16 protein-coding genes are annotated in these 16,281 nt (G+C 73.0%); 8 read left to right on the top strand and 8 right to left on the bottom strand.

Annotated features, from left to right (window positions below; translation table 11 throughout):
- Positions 1–5 precede the first annotated feature (5 nt).
- Both ACGF8B_RS29285 and ACGF8B_RS29290 read right to left on the bottom strand, forming a co-directional pair.
- Positions 6–728 (bottom strand): ABC transporter permease, encoded by a 723-nt coding sequence (locus tag ACGF8B_RS29285; RefSeq protein WP_392744440.1) that lies wholly within the window; start codon positions 726–728, stop codon positions 6–8.
- On the bottom strand, positions 728–1,675 hold the full coding sequence (locus ACGF8B_RS29290; protein ID WP_392744443.1) for an ABC transporter ATP-binding protein: 948 nt from the start codon (positions 1,673–1,675) through the stop codon (positions 728–730). The genes ACGF8B_RS29285 and ACGF8B_RS29290 overlap by 1 nt, the downstream gene beginning before the upstream one ends.
- 275 nt (positions 1,676–1,950) lie before the next feature.
- Here ACGF8B_RS29290 and ACGF8B_RS29295 point away from each other — a divergent pair, with 275 nt between their 5' ends.
- From ACGF8B_RS29295 to ACGF8B_RS29305, 3 genes are all read left to right on the top strand, one after another.
- On the top strand, positions 1,951–2,823 hold the full coding sequence (locus ACGF8B_RS29295) for a MaoC/PaaZ C-terminal domain-containing protein (RefSeq protein WP_392744446.1): 873 nt from the start codon (positions 1,951–1,953) through the stop codon (positions 2,821–2,823).
- A 68-nt stretch (positions 2,824–2,891) separates the two neighbouring features.
- The gene (locus ACGF8B_RS29300; RefSeq protein WP_392744448.1) at positions 2,892–3,968 is read left to right on the top strand and encodes a Zn-dependent alcohol dehydrogenase; all 1,077 of its coding nucleotides are present in this window, start codon (positions 2,892–2,894) and stop codon (positions 3,966–3,968) included.
- A 40-nt stretch (positions 3,969–4,008) separates the two neighbouring features.
- Complete coding sequence (locus ACGF8B_RS29305) at positions 4,009–4,950, top strand: 3-oxoacyl-ACP reductase (protein WP_392744451.1); 942 nt, start codon at positions 4,009–4,011, stop codon at positions 4,948–4,950.
- An 86-nt stretch (positions 4,951–5,036) separates the two neighbouring features.
- Here ACGF8B_RS29305 and ACGF8B_RS29310 read toward each other — a convergent pair whose 3' ends face one another.
- Together ACGF8B_RS29310 and ACGF8B_RS29315 are read right to left on the bottom strand one after the other, a co-directional pair.
- Entirely contained in the window at positions 5,037–5,204 is a 168-nt protein-coding gene (locus ACGF8B_RS29310) for a hypothetical protein (RefSeq protein ID WP_392744454.1), read from the bottom strand.
- Positions 5,205–5,327: 123 nt separating this feature from the next.
- The gene (locus tag ACGF8B_RS29315; protein WP_392744457.1) at positions 5,328–6,659 is read right to left on the bottom strand and encodes a hypothetical protein; all 1,332 of its coding nucleotides are present in this window, start codon (positions 6,657–6,659) and stop codon (positions 5,328–5,330) included.
- Between the two features lie 199 nt (positions 6,660–6,858).
- Here ACGF8B_RS29315 and ACGF8B_RS29320 point away from each other — a divergent pair, with 199 nt between their 5' ends.
- From ACGF8B_RS29320 to ACGF8B_RS29335, 4 genes are all read left to right on the top strand, one after another.
- Positions 6,859–7,899: an ABC transporter substrate-binding protein gene (locus ACGF8B_RS29320; protein ID WP_392744460.1), complete on the top strand. Its 1,041-nt coding sequence runs from the start codon at positions 6,859–6,861 to the stop codon at positions 7,897–7,899.
- Positions 7,900–7,982: 83 nt separating this feature from the next.
- Entirely contained in the window at positions 7,983–8,825 is an 843-nt protein-coding gene (locus ACGF8B_RS29325) for a Nif3-like dinuclear metal center hexameric protein (protein WP_392744463.1), read from the top strand.
- On the top strand, positions 8,822–9,565 hold the full coding sequence (locus ACGF8B_RS29330) for a zinc ribbon domain-containing protein (protein ID WP_392744655.1): 744 nt from the start codon (positions 8,822–8,824) through the stop codon (positions 9,563–9,565). Before ACGF8B_RS29325 ends, ACGF8B_RS29330 begins: the two co-directional genes overlap by 4 nt.
- Positions 9,565–10,824 (top strand): bifunctional RNase H/acid phosphatase, encoded by a 1,260-nt coding sequence (locus ACGF8B_RS29335; RefSeq protein WP_392744466.1) that lies wholly within the window; start codon positions 9,565–9,567, stop codon positions 10,822–10,824. The genes ACGF8B_RS29330 and ACGF8B_RS29335 overlap by 1 nt, the downstream gene beginning before the upstream one ends.
- A gap of 106 nt (positions 10,825–10,930) precedes the next feature.
- Here ACGF8B_RS29335 and eda read toward each other — a convergent pair whose 3' ends face one another.
- Together eda and yaaA are read right to left on the bottom strand one after the other, a co-directional pair.
- A complete protein-coding gene (gene eda, locus ACGF8B_RS29340) occupies positions 10,931–11,551 on the bottom strand; it encodes a bifunctional 4-hydroxy-2-oxoglutarate aldolase/2-dehydro-3-deoxy-phosphogluconate aldolase (protein WP_392744468.1) in 621 nt (206 codons plus the stop codon).
- A 99-nt stretch (positions 11,552–11,650) separates the two neighbouring features.
- The gene (yaaA, locus tag ACGF8B_RS29345) at positions 11,651–12,451 is read right to left on the bottom strand and encodes a peroxide stress protein YaaA (protein WP_392744470.1); all 801 of its coding nucleotides are present in this window, start codon (positions 12,449–12,451) and stop codon (positions 11,651–11,653) included.
- Between the two features lie 345 nt (positions 12,452–12,796).
- Between yaaA and ACGF8B_RS29350 the strand changes: the two genes are divergently transcribed.
- The gene (locus tag ACGF8B_RS29350) at positions 12,797–14,239 is read left to right on the top strand and encodes an RNB domain-containing ribonuclease (RefSeq protein WP_392744472.1); all 1,443 of its coding nucleotides are present in this window, start codon (positions 12,797–12,799) and stop codon (positions 14,237–14,239) included.
- A 260-nt stretch (positions 14,240–14,499) separates the two neighbouring features.
- Here ACGF8B_RS29350 and ACGF8B_RS29355 read toward each other — a convergent pair whose 3' ends face one another.
- Together ACGF8B_RS29355 and ACGF8B_RS29360 are read right to left on the bottom strand one after the other, a co-directional pair.
- The gene (locus ACGF8B_RS29355) at positions 14,500–15,336 is read right to left on the bottom strand and encodes a hypothetical protein (RefSeq protein ID WP_392744474.1); all 837 of its coding nucleotides are present in this window, start codon (positions 15,334–15,336) and stop codon (positions 14,500–14,502) included.
- Complete coding sequence (locus tag ACGF8B_RS29360) at positions 15,333–16,124, bottom strand: MerR family transcriptional regulator (protein ID WP_392744476.1); 792 nt, start codon at positions 16,122–16,124, stop codon at positions 15,333–15,335. The genes ACGF8B_RS29355 and ACGF8B_RS29360 overlap by 4 nt, the downstream gene beginning before the upstream one ends.
- Between the last annotated feature and the right edge of the window lie 157 nt (positions 16,125–16,281).

Consider the following 16,281-nt stretch of genomic DNA (forward strand, 5'->3'; position numbering starts at 1 on the left):
TCCTGTCACACGGTCCTCGCGGACCGACGGTACGAGATCACGGCGTACGTACCGAACAACAGGAGCCATCCGCACAGCACCGCGATGGTGCCGGCGCCGGGCGCGTGGCCCTCGGTGGTGGCCCAGCCCAGGTCGGCGAAGCGGTTGGCCGGGGTGAACCTGCCGATGGAGCGCAGCCACCCGGGCAGCAGCTCCAGCGGGAACCACAGCCCGCCGACGATCCCGAAGCCCATCAGGCAGGCCACATTGACCACTCCGGTGCCCTGCGGGGTGAGCCGGTAGCCGTTGCCGAGGCCGAGCATGGTGAACGGCAGCGCGCCGATCCACAGCAGCAGTGCCAGCGCGATCCACTGCCAGGCGTCCAGCCGCACCCCGTTGAGCAGCCCGCCGGCCAGCAGCACCGTCACGATCGTCGGCAGCACCGTCACCGAGCCGCTGATCGCCCGGCCGACGACCGCCTGAGAGGGCGCGAGCGGGGTGACCCGCAGCTGCTCCAGCCAGCCGAGTGTCTTGTCGGAGGCGACCCCGGTACCGATCGACATGGCGGAGCCCAGTGCTCCGTACGCGGCCATGCCGACCATCGAGGCGGTCTTCCAGCCGTCGACGTCGTTGCCGCCGCCGATGTTGGTGAAGAGCAGGTACATCAGCACCGGCATACCGGTCCCGAAGATCAGGAAGGAGCCGTCTCGCAGGGTCCGGCGGATTTCGAGCACGATGTAGCGGAACATCAGACGGTCTCCCTCTCGGAATCGGACGCGGGTGCCGTGGTGGGTGCGGTGAGGGAGAGGAACGCGTCCTCCAGTGTGATCCGGGAGACCTGGAGGCCGCGGATCGCGTCCAGGCGGGCCAGCTCCCGGACGGTGGCGTCCGAGTCGTCGGTGTGCAACTGCGCCCGGTCCCCGGACACCTCCACGGTGACCACTCCGGGCAGCCGCTCCAGGCCCTCCGTCGGACCGCCCGCCAGATCGAAGGAGACGAGGCCGCGGCCGGCCGAGCCGCGGATCACGTCGGCGGTGCCGTTCGCGACGATCCGGCCCCGGTCGATGACGACGATCCGGTCGGCGTTCTCGTCCGCCTCCTCCAGGTAGTGGGTGGAGAACAGGACGGTGTTGCCGCGCCGGGCGTAGGCCCGCATCGAGTCCCAGAACGTGCGGCGGGCCTCCACGTCCAGGGCGGCGGTCGGCTCGTCCAGGACGATCAGCTCCGGATTGCCGGCCAGCGCCACGGCGAAGCGGACGCGCTGGGTCTGGCCGCCGGAGAGCTTGTCGACGCGCCGGTTCGCGTAGTCGCTCACCCCCGCCAGCGCGAGTGCCTCGGCGACCGGCATCGGCTTCGGATACGTCGAGGCGACGAAGTCGACCAGCTCACGGACGGTGACCCGCTGGATGGGCCGCCCGTCCTGGAGCATGGCGCCGACCAGACCGTCCCGCACCGCGTGCTCCGCGTCCCGGTCCAGCACCCGGACCGTGCCCGAGTCCGGCTGGTCGAGGCCGAGCAGCAGCCGGACGGTGCTGGACTTGCCCGCCCCGTTGCGGCCGAGCAGGGCGACGGTCTCGCCGCGGCCGATGGACAGGTCGATCCCGTCCACGGCCCGTACGCTGCGCCCCGCCCGGCCGAAGGTCTTGACCACCCCGGTGAGTTCCACCGCGGCTCCGTTCCCCGTTGTCTGTTTCATGGACATGACGTTACGGAGGCCGGCCGGGCCCCGGCAGACAGGTGTGTACGGACTTCGCCATGACAAATGTCATGGCCGGGCCGCCGGTCGCCGACTGGATCTGACGCAGCGTCAGCAGCGGTCTTCACAACTGCTGGGTGCTGCGTTATACATGGGTTCATCGGCTAGAACGCGTTCTAGAACGGGCGTGGTGGCCGGTCCCGCGCGACCTCGGTGCGGCCGACGGTGCGGACGGCCGCGCCGAGGTCTTCCCACCATCAAGGAGCAGCTCTCCCATGCCCATTGATGCCGAAAAGGCTCTCGCCGCCGAACCCCGCTCCACCCGGATCAGCTGGGGCCACAAGGACGTCCAGCTCTACCACCTCGGGATCGGTGCCGGCTTCGACCCCGACCGGGCCGATGCCGCGACCCGCCCCGACGAGCTGCGCTACACACTGGAGTCCCGGCTCCAGGTGCTGCCCTCCTTCGCCACCGTCGCGGGCGCCGGCATGGGTGTCGTCGGCGGACTCTCCTCGCCCGGCGTCGACATCGACCTCGCCGCCGTCCTGCACGGCGGGCAGAGCGTACGGGTGCACCGGCCGATCCCGGTGAGCGGCAGCGCCGTACAGACCTCGAAGGTCGCCGCGGTGTACGACAAGGGCAAGGCGGCCGTGCTGGTGCTGCGCACCGAGGCCGCCGACGAGGAGGGCCCGCTGTGGACCAACGACGCCCAGATCTACGTCCGGGGCGAGGGCGGCTTCGGCGGTGAACGCGGGCCCTCCGAACGGGTCGCCCGCCCCGAGGTCGCCCCGGACCACATCGTGCGGCGGCCCGTCCGCCCGGACCAGGCACTGCTCTACCGCCTGTCCGGGGACTGGAACCCGCTGCACGCCGACCCCGAATTCGCCGCGCTGGCCGGCTTCGACCGGCCGATCCTGCACGGACTGTGCACCTACGGCATGACGCTCAAGGCCGTCACCGACACGGTCCTGGGCGGCGATGTGACCCGGATCCGCTCCTGCCGCACCCGTTTCACCGGGATCGTCTTCCCCGGCGAGACCCTCCGCATCGAGATGTGGACCGCCGGGGACCAGGTACGGGTCGAGGTGAAGGCCGTGGAGCGGGACGACGCGCCCGTCCTCGGCGACACCTTCGTCGAACACTCCTGAACCGCCCCGGACCGACTCCAAGAGGCCCGCGGGCCCACGTTCCACCCGCCCATGAGAGGAGCCGCACCATGCGCGCAGCCGTACTGCACGAGATCGGCCAGGACAAGCTCGAAGTACTCGACGACGTTGAGGCGGTGGGCTTCGGCCCCGGCAAGGTCAGGCTCCGCATCCGGGCCACCGGACTGTGCCACTCCGATGTCTCCGCGATGAGCGGGGTGCTGCCGCAGCCCGCCCCGTTCATCCCGGGCCACGAGGGGGCCGGCGAGGTCATGGACGTCGGCGACGGCGTCACCGGACTGAGCGCCGGGGACCGGGTGCTGGTCTGCTGGCTGCCCGCCTGCGGGACGTGCCCGTCCTGCAAACGGGGCCAGACCCAGCTCTGCCTGGCCGGCTTCATGAACGCGGGCACCCCCAACTTCAAGCGCCCCGGCGGCGATGTGTTCGGCTTCGCGGGCACCGGCACCTTCACCGAGGAGGTCGTCGTCGGCGCGGGCTGCGCGGTGCCGATCCCCGACGACGTGCCGTTCGAGATCGCCGCGCTGATCGGCTGCGGGGTGACCACCGGGCTCGGCGCCGCGATCAACACCGCGAAGGTGGAGGCCGGTTCGTCGGTCGCCGTGATCGGCTGCGGCGGCGTCGGCATCTCCACCATCCAGGGCGCCCGGGTGCAGGGCGCCGCCCAGATCGTGGCCGTGGACCCGGTCGCCTCCCGGCGCGAGGCGGCGCTGCGGTTCGGCGCGACCGAGGCGGTGTCGCCCGACGAGTTCGCCGACGCCAAACAGCGGGTCACCGCGGGCGAGGGCTTCGACTACGTCTTCGAGGTCGTCGGCAAGTCGGCCACCGCCCGCACGGCGTACGAGAACACCCGGCGCGGCGGCACCCTGTGCATCGTCGGCGCGGGCGCCATGGACGACAACTTCCAGGTCAACATGTTCGAGCTGTTCTTCGACGAGAAGCGGATCCTGCCCTCCATGTACGGGGGAGGCGACGTGCTCCGCTCGTACGAACGGGCCATCGCGCTCTGGCGGGCCGGCCGGATCGACCTCGAATCGATGATCACCCACCGGGTGCGGCTCGACGGGATCAACGACGCGCTCGACCAGATGCGGACCGGTGAGTCGCTGCGCACCTGCGTCGAGCTCTGATCCCCGACCCGCCCCTCCCGAGAGGACTGGAGAGATTCCGATGTCACTTCCCCTGGACGGCATGTCCGCGATCGTCACCGGCGCGGGCCGCGGCCTCGGACGCGCCGAAGCGCTGGAACTGGCGGGGCTGGGCGCGGCCGTGGTCGTCAACGACTACGGGCAGCCGGGCCGCGACGGCTCCGGCGAGGCGTCCGCGACGCCCGCCGAGGAGGTCGCCGAGGAGATCCGGGCCGCGGGCGGCCGGGCAGTCGCGCACCTCGGCGACGTCTCCGACCACGAACAGGCCCGCGCCCTGGTGGAGCTGGCCGTCGACACCTACGGAAAGCTCGACATCCTGGTCAACAACGCGGGCATCCTGCGCGACCGGATGATCTTCTCGATGACCGAGGACGAGTGGGACTCGGTCATCAGGGTCCATCTCAAGGGTCACTTCAACACCACGCACTTCGCCGCCGCGCACTGGCGCACCCGCTCCAAGGAGTCCGGCGGCCCGGTGCACGGACGGATCGTCAACACCTCGTCGGAGGCGTTCCTGGCCGGTTCGGCGGGCCAGCCGAACTACGCGGCGGCCAAGGGCGGCATCGTCGGCCTCACCACCTCCACGGCCCTGGCCCTGGCCAGGTACGGCGTCACCGCCAACGTCATCTGCCCGCGGGCCCGCACCCGGATGACCGAGGACGTCTTCGCGGGCTTCCAGGAACCGGCGGACGGCCGGCTCGACGCGCTCGCTCCCGAGCATGTCGCGCCGCTGGTCGGCTATCTGGCCTCCCCGGCCGCCGCCAAGGTCAACGGGCAGCTGCTCGTGGTGCACGGCGGGATGGTCGCGATCGTCGAACGCCCCAGGGTGGCGGCGAAGTTCGACTCGTCGAAGGAGACGTTCTCCTTCGGTGAACTCGACGAGCTGATCTCGCCGTACTACGAGGACCGCCCGCCGAACGAGACCTTCGCCGCGGCCGAGGTGCTCGGCCTGAAGCGGGGCTGACCACCGCATCGGGGAAACGGGTGGGCCCCGGCAGCCGTCCGGCCGCCGGGGCCCACCCGTCCCTCGTTCGTCTCCGTTCCGCGCGGTCAGGCCGCCCGGCTGTCCACCTCGGAGGGGCGGCGGTGGCGGCCGTGCGGCTGTGCAGACGTGTCGTCCATCGACTCACCCCCTCGGTGCTTTCCGTAGCCGCCGGCTTCGGCCCGGCCGTCGTCCTGCGGACGCGTCTGGGTCGGGTCGGTTCGGGCTTCAGACATGATGGGAAGTCACCCCGTTGTGATCGCTTGCATGTGTGTCCCGGGGCCGATCACGCCGGCCGCGCCCCCGCACGGTCACCGCCGGCGACCGTCGGACACGACTGCGTGGCCCGGACCCAGATTTTAACCAGGCACCATGCGCCCCGTGAGAGGCGCCTGCCCCAGTGGAACCGGCTTGCACAGGGGTAGAGGTACGGCGCCGCCGGACGGTTGCATACCGCTTCCCGCGCCGCATCCCGACGAGGACCACGCGCCGGGTACCTCGTCCGCCGGTGCCTCCAGCAGGGCCACACCGCACGCCACGGCCCCGTCGGCGTACGGGAGTCTGAGCACACCGTCCCGGGTCCACACGCCGCGTCCGGCCCGCCACCCCGCGGGCGCGGCGCGTTGATGCAGCCGGCGTCCGGCCGGACGCCACACCCCGACCCAGCTGCCCGCCGAGCCGTCGATCCGCAGCGCCACCGCGCAGCTCTCCGGCATCAGCATCTGGCCCGGCTGCACGGCGAACGGCGTCACCGCCACATCGGCCGGGCGCAGGCACTCCGGGAAGCGCACCGGCAGGCAGCTGCCGAGCACCCCCCACCCCAGCCGGTCGTGCCCCGGCGCGTTCGAACGGATCAGCAGCAGCCCGCTGTCCGGGTCGGCGAGCAGCAGCCGGTCGTTGCTGTCCGGGGCGATCTGCAGCAGCGGCGTCACCTCGCCGCCGCGCTCCAGGTCCACGGCGACCGCCTTGACCGGGCCGCCGCCCGGCATCTCCCGGTCCAGGGCCAGCATCCGGCCCGCCCGGTCCAGCCAGACACCGCCGGAGCAGCGCCCCGGAACCTCCGCGACCAGCTCGGGTCCGAAGGCGCCGCCCGCCACCAGCCAGACGGAGCTGGCGCGCGGACCGGCCGACAGCGCATACGCGCTCACGCCGTCCGGCGACGGCGGCAGCAGGGCCAGCTCCGCGCATTCGACGGCCCCGAGCGGGAGTTCGCCGGTCCCCGGGCCGGTCGGATAGAGCAGCGACACCGCGTGCCGGTCCGCCACCCGGCGCCGGATCAGCACCCGCCCGTCGGCCAGCGGCAGCACCTCGGAGTCCGGCTCCTCCGGCTGGTCCAGGGGGAGCGGCACGGCGTACGGCTCGTGCCCGTCGAGCGTCCAGCGCTCCACGAACCACGCCTCGCCCGCCCCGGCGGCACCACCGGACGGGTCCGCCGTCACCTGCGCGAGCGCGAGCCGGGCCGCGTACGAGCCGTCCGCGGAGAGCGTGAACGCGGGCGCGACGGGAGGCGATCCGGCGAGCGCGGCGGGAGACGTCCCCGGGGGCGCGCCGCCCGGTCCGCCGGGGCCTTCCGGCGGCTCGTCCGGCGAGCCGTCCTCCAGGACCGTTTCTCCGGTGTTCCCGGCGCCCTCGGCGTCCGGGGAGGCCCCGGACACCTCCGCGGTCTCGTTCTCGATGGCACAGACAGTCATGGACTGGTCACCTCCGGCAACCGAAGGTAGTTTTCGCACTTCCTGCCGAACAACACGAGACCCGCCTCTTCACACATAAGGGTGGCGATGCCCGGATTCTCCTGAGAAGGAGGGGGTGGCTGTGCTGGGCGCGAGGCGGGTGCGTAAGGTTAGGCAGCCCTAAGCAATACCTGTGTGACCCTTACCCATGGAGCAAGTGATGTCCCTTCGTCGCCGCGGTACCGCCGCAGTCGGCCTGGCGGTGGCCGCCGCCCTCTCCCTCTCGGCCTGCGGGAGCGACGACGGCAAGTCGGGTGGTTCGGCCAAGTCGGAGGGCGGCGACAAGAAGGCCGCCGTCGCCACGGGCGGCAAGGACTTCGGCGACGCCGCGAAGAAGACGGCGGCGTACGGGACGGACGCCAAGGCGGGCCAGTTCCCCCGGACCCTCACCCACGCCATGGGCAGGACGGAGCTCAAGTCCGCCCCCAAGCGCGTCGTCGTGCTGGACGTCGGCGAGTTCGACAACGTCGTGTCGCTGGGTGTGAAGCCGGTCGGCTACGCCCCCTCCGAGGGCGACGCGGCCATCCCCTCGTACCTGAAGAAGGACGCGGGCAACCCGAAGAACGTCGGCACGATCAACAACCTCAACCTTGAGGCGATCGCCGGCCTGAAGCCCGACCTGATCCTCGGCAGCCAGCTGCGCGCCGCCGACAAGTACGACGCGCTCTCCAAGATCGCGCCGACCGTGTTCTCCATCCGCCCGGGCTTCACCTGGAAGGAGAACTACCTCCTCAACGCCGCGGCGCTGGACAGGACCGCCAAGGCCGAGAGCGAGCTCGGCGCCTACGAGGCGAAGGCGAAGAAGCTCGGCGAGGACATCGGCCCGGACAAGCCGACCATCTCCATGGTCCGCTACCTGCCGGACCGCATCCGCCTCTACGCCAAGGCGTCCTTCATCGGCACGATCCTCGACGACGCCGGTCTGCCGCGGCCCAAGAACCAGCAGATCGACGACCTCGCCGTGGAGATCAGCCCGGAGAAGATCGACGAGGCCGACGCCGACTGGATCTTCACCGGTGTCTACGGCGACGTGAAGGCCACCAAGCGGGACACCACCCAGGCCAACCCGCTGTGGAAGAACCTCAAGGCCGTCAAGGAGGGCCGGGCCAAGAACGTCTCCGACGAGACCTGGTACCTCGGCCTCGGTGTCACGGCCGCGGACCTGGTCCTCGACGACCTCCGGGCCGACCTCGTGAAGTAACCGCCACCGAGCAGAATGTGGCGGTCCGCGCGGACCGCCACAGCCATGGGCGACGGGGCACGGAGGGCAGGTAGCCTTTGCTTGTGCCCCGTCTGTCTGATGTCCTCGCCGAGCTCGACGCTCTCTGGCCGCCCGAGCGGGCCGAAGGCTGGGACGCGGTCGGCACCGTCTGCGGAGACCCCGACGCCGTCGTCGACCGCGTGCTCTTCGCCGTCGACCCCGTCCACGAGATCGCCGACGAGGCGATCCGGCTCGGCGCCCAGCTGATCGTCACCCACCACCCGCTCTACCTGCGGGGTACGACGACCGTCGCGGCCGACACCTTCAAGGGCCGGGTCGTGCACACCCTCATCAAGCACGACATCGCGCTGCACGTCGCGCACACCAACGCCGACACCGCGGACCCGGGCGTCTCCGACGCCCTGGCCGGCGCGCTCGACCTGCGCGTCGAGGGCCCCCTCGTACCGGACCCGTCCGACCCGAAGGGGCGGCGCGGCCTCGGCCGGATCTGCGTGCTCGACCACCCGGAGACCCTGGCCGAGTTCGCCGCCCGCGCGGCAGCCCGGCTGCCCGCCACCGCGCAGGGCATCCGGCTCGCCGGTGACCCGGCGGCGACGGTGCGCACCGTCGCCGTGAGCGGCGGATCCGGCGACAGCCTCTTCGACGCGGTGCGCGCCGCGGGGGTCGACGCCTTCCTCACCGCCGACCTGCGCCACCACCCGGCCTCCGAAGCCGTCCAGCACTCCTCGCTCGGCCTGATCGACGCCGCCCACTGGGCCACCGAATGGCCCTGGTGCGAGCAGGCCGCGGCCCAGCTCGACGCGATTTCCGACCGCCACGGATGGGACCTGCGGGTCCATGTCTCGAAGCAGGTCACCGACCCCTGGACCACCACCACCCACCACTCTTCTGGAGCCCCCAACTGAACGCCGCGCCCGCCGACCAGATCCGACTTCTCGACGTCCAGGCCCTCGACGTACGCCTGTCGCAGCTCGCGCACCGGCGCAAGTCGCTGCCCGAGCACGCCGAGATCGAGTCGCTCACCAACGACCTCGCGCAACTGCGCGACCTGCTGGTCGCCTCGCAGACCGAGGAGAGCGACACCGCCCGCGAGCAGACCAAGGCCGAGCAGGACGTCGACCAGGTGCGCCAGCGTGCCGCCCGCGACCAGCAGCGTCTCGACTCCGGCGCGATCACCTCGCCGAAGGACCTGGAGAGCCTCCAGCGCGAGATCGCCTCGCTGGCCAAGCGCCAGGGCGACCTGGAGGACGTCGTCCTCGAAGTGATGGAGCGCCGCGAGTCCGCCCAGGAGCGCGTCACCGAACTGTCCGACCGGGTCTCCGCCGTCCAGGCCAAGGCCGACGACGCGACGGCCCGCCGTGACGCCGCGACCAAGGAGCTCGACGAGCAGGCCGCGACCGTCACCAAGGAGCGCGAGGTCGTCGCCGGCTCCGTCCCCGCCGACCTGATGAAGCTGTACGACAAGCTCCGCGCCCAGCAGGGCGGGGTCGGCGCCGCCCGCCTCTACCAGCGCCGCTGTGAGGGCTGCCGCCTCGAACTGAACATCACCGAGGTCAACGACGTGAAGGCGGCCTCCCCGGACACCGTCCTGCGCTGCGAGAACTGCCACCGCATCCTGGTCCGCACCTCGGAGTCGGGCCTGTAATGACCCAGCCGCGCCAGTTCGTCATCGAGGCCGACGGCGGATCCCGGGGCAACCCCGGGCCCGCCGGTTACGGAGCGGTCGTCATCGATCCGGTGACGGGGGAGACCCTCGCCGAGGCGGCCGAGTACATCGGCGTCGCGACGAACAACGTCGCCGAGTACAAGGGCCTCATCGCGGGCCTGCGGGCGGCGAAGGCGCTGGTGCCGGACGCCTCGGCGGACGGCGCGCTCCAGGTGCGGGTCCGGATGGACTCCAAGCTGGTCGTGGAACAGATGTCGGGCCGCTGGAAGATCAAGCACCCCGACATGAAGCCGCTCGCGGCGGAGGCCGCCAGGATCCTGCCGGCCTCCGCCGTCACGTACGAGTGGATCCCGCGCGAGAAGAACAAGCACGCGGACCGGCTCGCCAACGAGGCGATGGACGCGGGCAAGCGCGGCAGGCAGTGGGAGCCGTCGGCGTCCACGGCCTCCCTCGACACCCCCCGGTCCTCGGCGGCCCCGGCCCTGCCGCCGGTCTCCGGCCCGCCCGGTGACGCGGCGGCGGGCGCGGCGAAGGCCCGAGCGGCCCTGGCCTCCAGGCCGGCCGCGGCCTCCCCGGCGACCCCGCAGGTCGGCTGGGGCGTGGCACCCGATCTCGGGGCGCCCGCCACCTTCGTGCTGCTCCGGCACGGCGAGACCGCCCTCACCCCGGAGAAGCGTTTCTCCGGCAGCGGCGGCAGCGACCCCGAACTCTCGGCGGCCGGCCGTCACCAGGCCGAGTGCATCGCCCGTTCGCTGGCCGACCGCGGCACGGTCGAGGAGATCGTCAGCTCCCCGCTGCGCCGCTGCCGCGAGACGGCGGCCGCGGTGGCGGCCCGGCTCGGTCTGGAGGTCCGGATCGAGGAGGGCCTGCGCGAGACGGACTTCGGCGCCTGGGAAGGGCTGACGTTCGCCGAGGTACGGGAGCGGTACGGCGCCGACCTGGACGCCTGGCTGGCCTCCGCGAAGGTGGCCCCCACCGGCGGCGGCGAGAGCTTCGCCGAGGTCGCCCGCCGCGTCTCGGCCACCCGCGACCGCCTCACCACCCGCTACGCGGGCCGCACGGTCCTGCTGGTCACCCATGTGACGCCGATCAAGACCCTGGTCCGGCTGGCACTGGGCGCCCCGCCGGAGGCCATGTTCCGGATGGAACTCTCGGCGGCCTCGGTCTCCGCGGTGGCGTACTACGCGGACGGCAACGCGTCGGTGAGGCTGCTGAACGACACGTCACACCTGCGGTAGGGGCGGAGCCCCGGTTCGGGGAAGCGGGGGGAGCGGGGCGGGCCGGGAAGACAACCGTGCCGCGGGCAGCGGGGCGGGAGGACAACTGGGGCCGCCGGCGCGGGAATCAGCCGCGCAGCGCCGCCGCCTCGCTCGCCAGCCGCTCCACCCGCGCCCAGTCCTTCGCCGCGACCGCATCGGCCGGGACCATCCAACTTCCGCCCACACAGCCCACGTTGGGCAGCGCCAGGTAGGACGGCGCCGAGGCGAGCGAGATGCCGCCGGTCGGGCAGAACCGGGCCTGCGGAAGCGGCGCGGAGAGCGCCTTCAGGTACGCCGTGCCGCCGGCCGCCTCGGCCGGGAAGAACTTCATCTCGGTGACCCCGCGCTCCAGCAGCGCGACCACCTCGGACGTCGTGGAGACGCCCGGCAGGAACGGCACCCCCGAGGCCTTCATCGCGTCCAGCAGCCGGTCCGTCCAGCCGGGGCTGACCAGGAACCGGGCGCCCGCGGCGACGGTGTCGGAGACGTTCCGCCCGGAGATCACGGTGCCGGCGCCGACCACCGCGTCCGGCACCTCGGACGCGATCGCCCGGATCGCGTCCAGTGCCGCGGCGGTGCGCAGCGTCACCTCGATGGCCGGGAGGCCGCCCGCGACCAGGGCCCGGGCGAGCGGCACCGCGTCGGCGGCGTCCTCCAGGACGACTACGGGCACGACGGGGGCGAGGTCCAGCACAGAGGAGGTCATGCGCTCATCTTGCCGCGCCGAACGCACCGTACGCAATGAGCGTTGCGCATGATGCAACGCGCGCGATGCGACGGTGCCCGCCGTGAGGAGGCCGTCGGCTCAGTGGATCTCCGTCACCACGACATCGATGGACCACGCCCGCCCGGCCCGCGCCGGAACCTCGGCCTCCACCGTGTACCCGAGCTCGCGCAGGGCCTCCACCAGCTCCGCGGGCCCCTTCGGACGCGTGCCGGAGACCAGCAGGTCGCGGACCAGCCGCCCCTTCGTCGCCTTGTTGAAGTGGCTGACCACCGACCGCTTCTCGACCCCGTCCACCAGCTGGGAGTGCAGCACCCGCACGCTCGCCGTGCGCTCCGCCACCTCGCCCTTCGGCTTCCACGCAGCGGTGTACGCGGAGGACCGCAGGTCCAGGACCAGCCCGTCGCCGGCCGCCTCCGGCATCACCCGCGCCATCGGGTCACGCCAGTACGCCCCGAGCGCGCCCAGCCCCGGCAGCTTCACGCCCATCGAGCAGCGGTAGGACGGAATCCGGTCGCCCACCCGCACGGCGCCCCACAGCCCGGAGAAGACCAGCAGCGACTTCCCGGCCCGCCGCCTGGCCGCGGTGTCCAGGGAGGCCAGGTCCAGCGCGTCGTACAGCACTCCCGTGTAGATCTCCCCGGCCGGACGCGTCCCGGCCGTCCGGAGCTCCACGTTCTTCGCGATCTCGCCGCGCAGCCCCTCGCTCAGCCCGAGCACCTCGCGGGCCTTCTCCTCGTCCGCCGTGCACAGCTCGACCAGCTCGTCGAGCACCGCCGCCCGCGCCTCGGCCAGGCCGGGCAGCGACAGCGACTCCGGCTTCAGGGGAGCACCGCGCCCCGAGGCGGCCTTTCCTTCGGAGGGCGGCAACAGCACGAGCACGGCGGTTCTCCTTCGTACGCACGGTCGGGGGCGGGACCGGTTCCCCCGCGCCAGCGTACGGGGACGGCGCGCCCGCCCGGTCCGCCGCCCGGCCACGCCACCACCGGGCCACGCCGCCGCCGGCCGCGTCGCCCGGGACGCCCGGGCCGGTGTCCGGCCGCGCCGGTCTCCGCGCCGCCACCCGGTCGTCCGGGTCGCCGTCCGGCCACGCCGCCGCCCGGGCCGCTGTCCGGCCGTGCCGGCTTCCGCGCCACCACCCGGTCGTCCGGCCCGCCGCCCGGCCACGTCGTCTCCCACGCCGCCGCCCGGGATGCCGCCCGTCCCGCCCCGACCTACGCTCGGTCCATGCCCCGCCGCCATCTCCGCATGACCGGGCCGGCCGACACCCCGCTGAGGGCGTCCCTGCGCGAACTGCGCACCGAGCTCGGCCTTCCTCACGACTTCCCGGCCGAGGTCCTCGCCGAAGCGGCACAGGCGGCGAAGGACCCGGCGGTATCGGCCCACGAGGACGCGACGGACCTGCCGTTCCTCACCATCGACCCGCCCACCTCGACCGACCTCGACCAGGCCATGCACCTCGAACGCCGCCGGCACGGCTACCGGGTGCACTACGCCATCGCCGACGTCGCCGCCTTCGTACGCCCCGGCGGGGCGCTCGACACCGAGGCCCACCGCCGGGTGACGACCTTCTACTTCCCCGACGGCAAGGTGCCGCTCCACCCCACCCTGCTCTCCGAGGGCGCGGCCAGCCTCCTGCCGGGGCAGACCCGCCCCGCCGCGCTCTGGCGGATCGACCTCGACACCGAGGGCGGGGTCGTCGCCGCCTCGGTGCGCCGGGCCCTCGTTCGCAGCCGCGCCAAACTCGACTACGCGGGCGTCCAGCGGCAGATCGACACCGGCACCGCCGAGGAGTCCCTCGCCCTGCTCCGCGACATCGGACGGCTCCGCGAGGAGCAGGAGGTCGTCCGCGGCGGCATCTCCCTCAACGTGCCCGAGCAGGAGATCGTCGCGCACGACGGCACGTACGGCCTCGAATTCCGCGCCCCGCTGCCCGCCGACGGCTGGAACGCCCAGCTCTCCCTGCTGACCGGCATGGCCGCCGCCCACCTCATGGCCGAGACCGGCACCGGCATCCTGCGCACGCTGCCGGTCGCCCCGGACGGCGCCGTGGCCCGGCTCCGCCGCTCGGCCGACGCACTGCACATCGACTGGCCGCACCACGTCCCGTACGCCCAGGTCGTCCGCTCCCTCGACCCGGGCAGGGCCGACCACGCCGCGTTCCTCCAGGAGTGCACCACCCTGCTGCGCGGCGCCGGCTACACCGTCTTCGACCACGGTGAACTCCCCACCCCCGCCGTCCACGCCGCCGTCGCCGACCTCTACACGCACTGCACCGCCCCGCTGCGCCGCCTGGTGGACCGGTACGCCGCCGAGTTGTGCCTGGCCGCCGTCGCGGAACGGGAACCGCCGGAGTGGGTACGCGCCGCGCTGCCCGGCCTGCCGAAGGAGATGGCGGACGGCACCAGACGCGCCAACACCGTCGAGCGCGAGTGCGTCGACCTGGTCGAGGCCGCGCTGCTCAAGGACCGGATCGGCGAGATCTTCGACGCGTACGTCGTCGACGTGGCGGACCAGGAACCCACCACCGGCACCGTCCACATCGACGACCCGGCGGTGGTCGCCCGGATCGACGGCGGCGACACGAAACTCCCGCTGGGGGAGCGGCTGCGGGTCAGGCTGACCCAGGCGGACCCCGGCTCGTCGAAGGTGCTCTTCGCCCCCGCGTGAGGCGTGAGGCGTGAGGCGTGAGACGTGAGGCATGAAGCGTGAGGGCTGAGGCGTGAGGATGCCGAGTGCCCCGGCCTTCCGGTACCCGGCCCTGGCCCCGGTACTCGGTACCCGGCCCTCGGCACTGGACCCCGGCCCCGGCTTCCGGCCCTCGGCACTGGACCCCGGCCCCGGCCCCGACCTCGGCCCCGGCTCCCGGACCTGGACCTGGACCCCGGCCCCAGCCCCGGTACCCGTCTCCCGGCCCCGTCCGAGCGCGGTCACCCGGCGTCCTTGCGCCCCCGTCCGAGCGCGGCCACCACCGCGCCCGGATCATCCGCGTGGAACCGGACCGCCCGCGCCAGGCCCCGCTTCCCCAGCGGCCGTACGAACTCCACCGGAGCGGTCAGCTCCACGCTCACGGTGGTCTGCCCGCCGACGACGAGATCGAGTACCCCGTCCGCGCCCGCCCGCACCGGACCGCCCTCGGGGAACCGCCGTTCGACCCGCGCCCCGGCGACCGCGTCGGCGGGGATCCGCAGATCGAAGAGACCGCCGTAGCGGAGCCGCAGTGCCCCGTCGGTGTCCACCACATGCGGCCGGGTCACGCACGAGGCGTGCAGCGCCAGGACGAACACCACCCCGTACACGTCCAGCACCAGCAGAATCCCGTGCACGAGGGGCCAGGGGATCAGCAGTGCCAGCATCACCGTCTCGATCACGGAGACGAAGAGCAGGCCGTACATCATCGCGGTCTGCGGGCCCGTGTACGCGACGGCGACGGCACCCATGGGAACACCGTGCCGCCGTCCCCGCAGCCACAGCCCGAGACTGTGCAGGGTGCGCATCTCGTGCGCGGCGAGCCGGCGCGCCCGCTCCGGTACGACCGTGCGCAGCGCCGCCGCCAACGCGTCCCGCCACCCGAGCCCGGCACGGCGTCCCGCACGCAGGAGCCGCCCCAGGACCACGGCCTCGACCCCGAGCATCGCCGCTGCCGACACCCTGGCCCCGAGCAGCACCGCCGCCGGCACCCGGACCCCGGCCGCCAGGCTGCCCACCAGCACCACCTCGGCCACCATCACGCCCCCCAGGGCCCACCGACCGACCCGCACACTCATCCCGTACTCCCCTCGTCTCCCGTACTCCCGTTGTCTTTCGTGCCCGCTTCATTGCCGGTCCCCGCCACGCGCTCGGCCAGACCGGCCATCACCAGGCGCACCACCTCGGCCTGGGCGGGCGCCCAGTCGTCGAGCAGGGCCTCCCCGAACCCCGGAACGACCGGCCCGTCCGAACCGATCGCCGCCAGCACCTCGCCCGGCACGGCGGCCACCAGATCGGCGGCGAGCCGCACGATCCGCGGATCGCCCACCGGCGCCCCGGCCAACGCGTCCAGCCGCTCGTACAGCACGGGTACGGCCGGGTCCTCGGCCAGCCTCATCAAGGCGCCCCGGACCTCACCGCCCATGCCCGCCGCGTCCAGCAGCGTCAGGTGCTCGCGATCCCGGTCGGCCGAGGGCGAACCGGTCGGCGGCCCCGTGCCCAGCAGCTCGGCGAGCGCGTCCGGCACGGTCTCCGCGTCGGAGACCGGCGCTTCCAGCAACGCGGCCAGCCGACGCCGCCGCTCTCTGATCCCGGCCTCCTGCCGGGCCAGATCCGCGTCCAACTCGGCCAGTACCTCCATGAGTTCACGCCCCTCCGTGTCCCCGAGCACGTCCCGCACCTCGTCCAGCCCGAGCCCCAGCTCGCTGAGCCGCCGGATCCGGGCCAGCACCACGGCGTCCCGCACGCCGTACGAGCGGTAGCCGTTGGTCCGGCGCGCGGGCTCGGGAAGCAGGCCGATGTGGTGGTAGTGCCGGATCGTCCGTGAGGTGACCCCGACGAGCGCGGCGATCTCTCCGATACGCATACGGCCAGTAGAAACCTTGACGCTGCGACAAGGTCAAGCACTCACCGCACCCCTCGGTGTCCGTGAACTCCGTACCCGCCTGTGCCACGATCGAGGGGCGCAATCCCATCTCACGGACGGCGGGTCGAACGATGCCCCAATCTGGCGGGCGACCGGG

It is taken from the genome of Streptomyces sp. NPDC047917 (assembly GCF_043204345.1).
GTDB classification, from domain to species: Bacteria; Actinomycetota; Actinomycetes; order Streptomycetales; family Streptomycetaceae; genus Streptomyces; species Streptomyces sanglieri.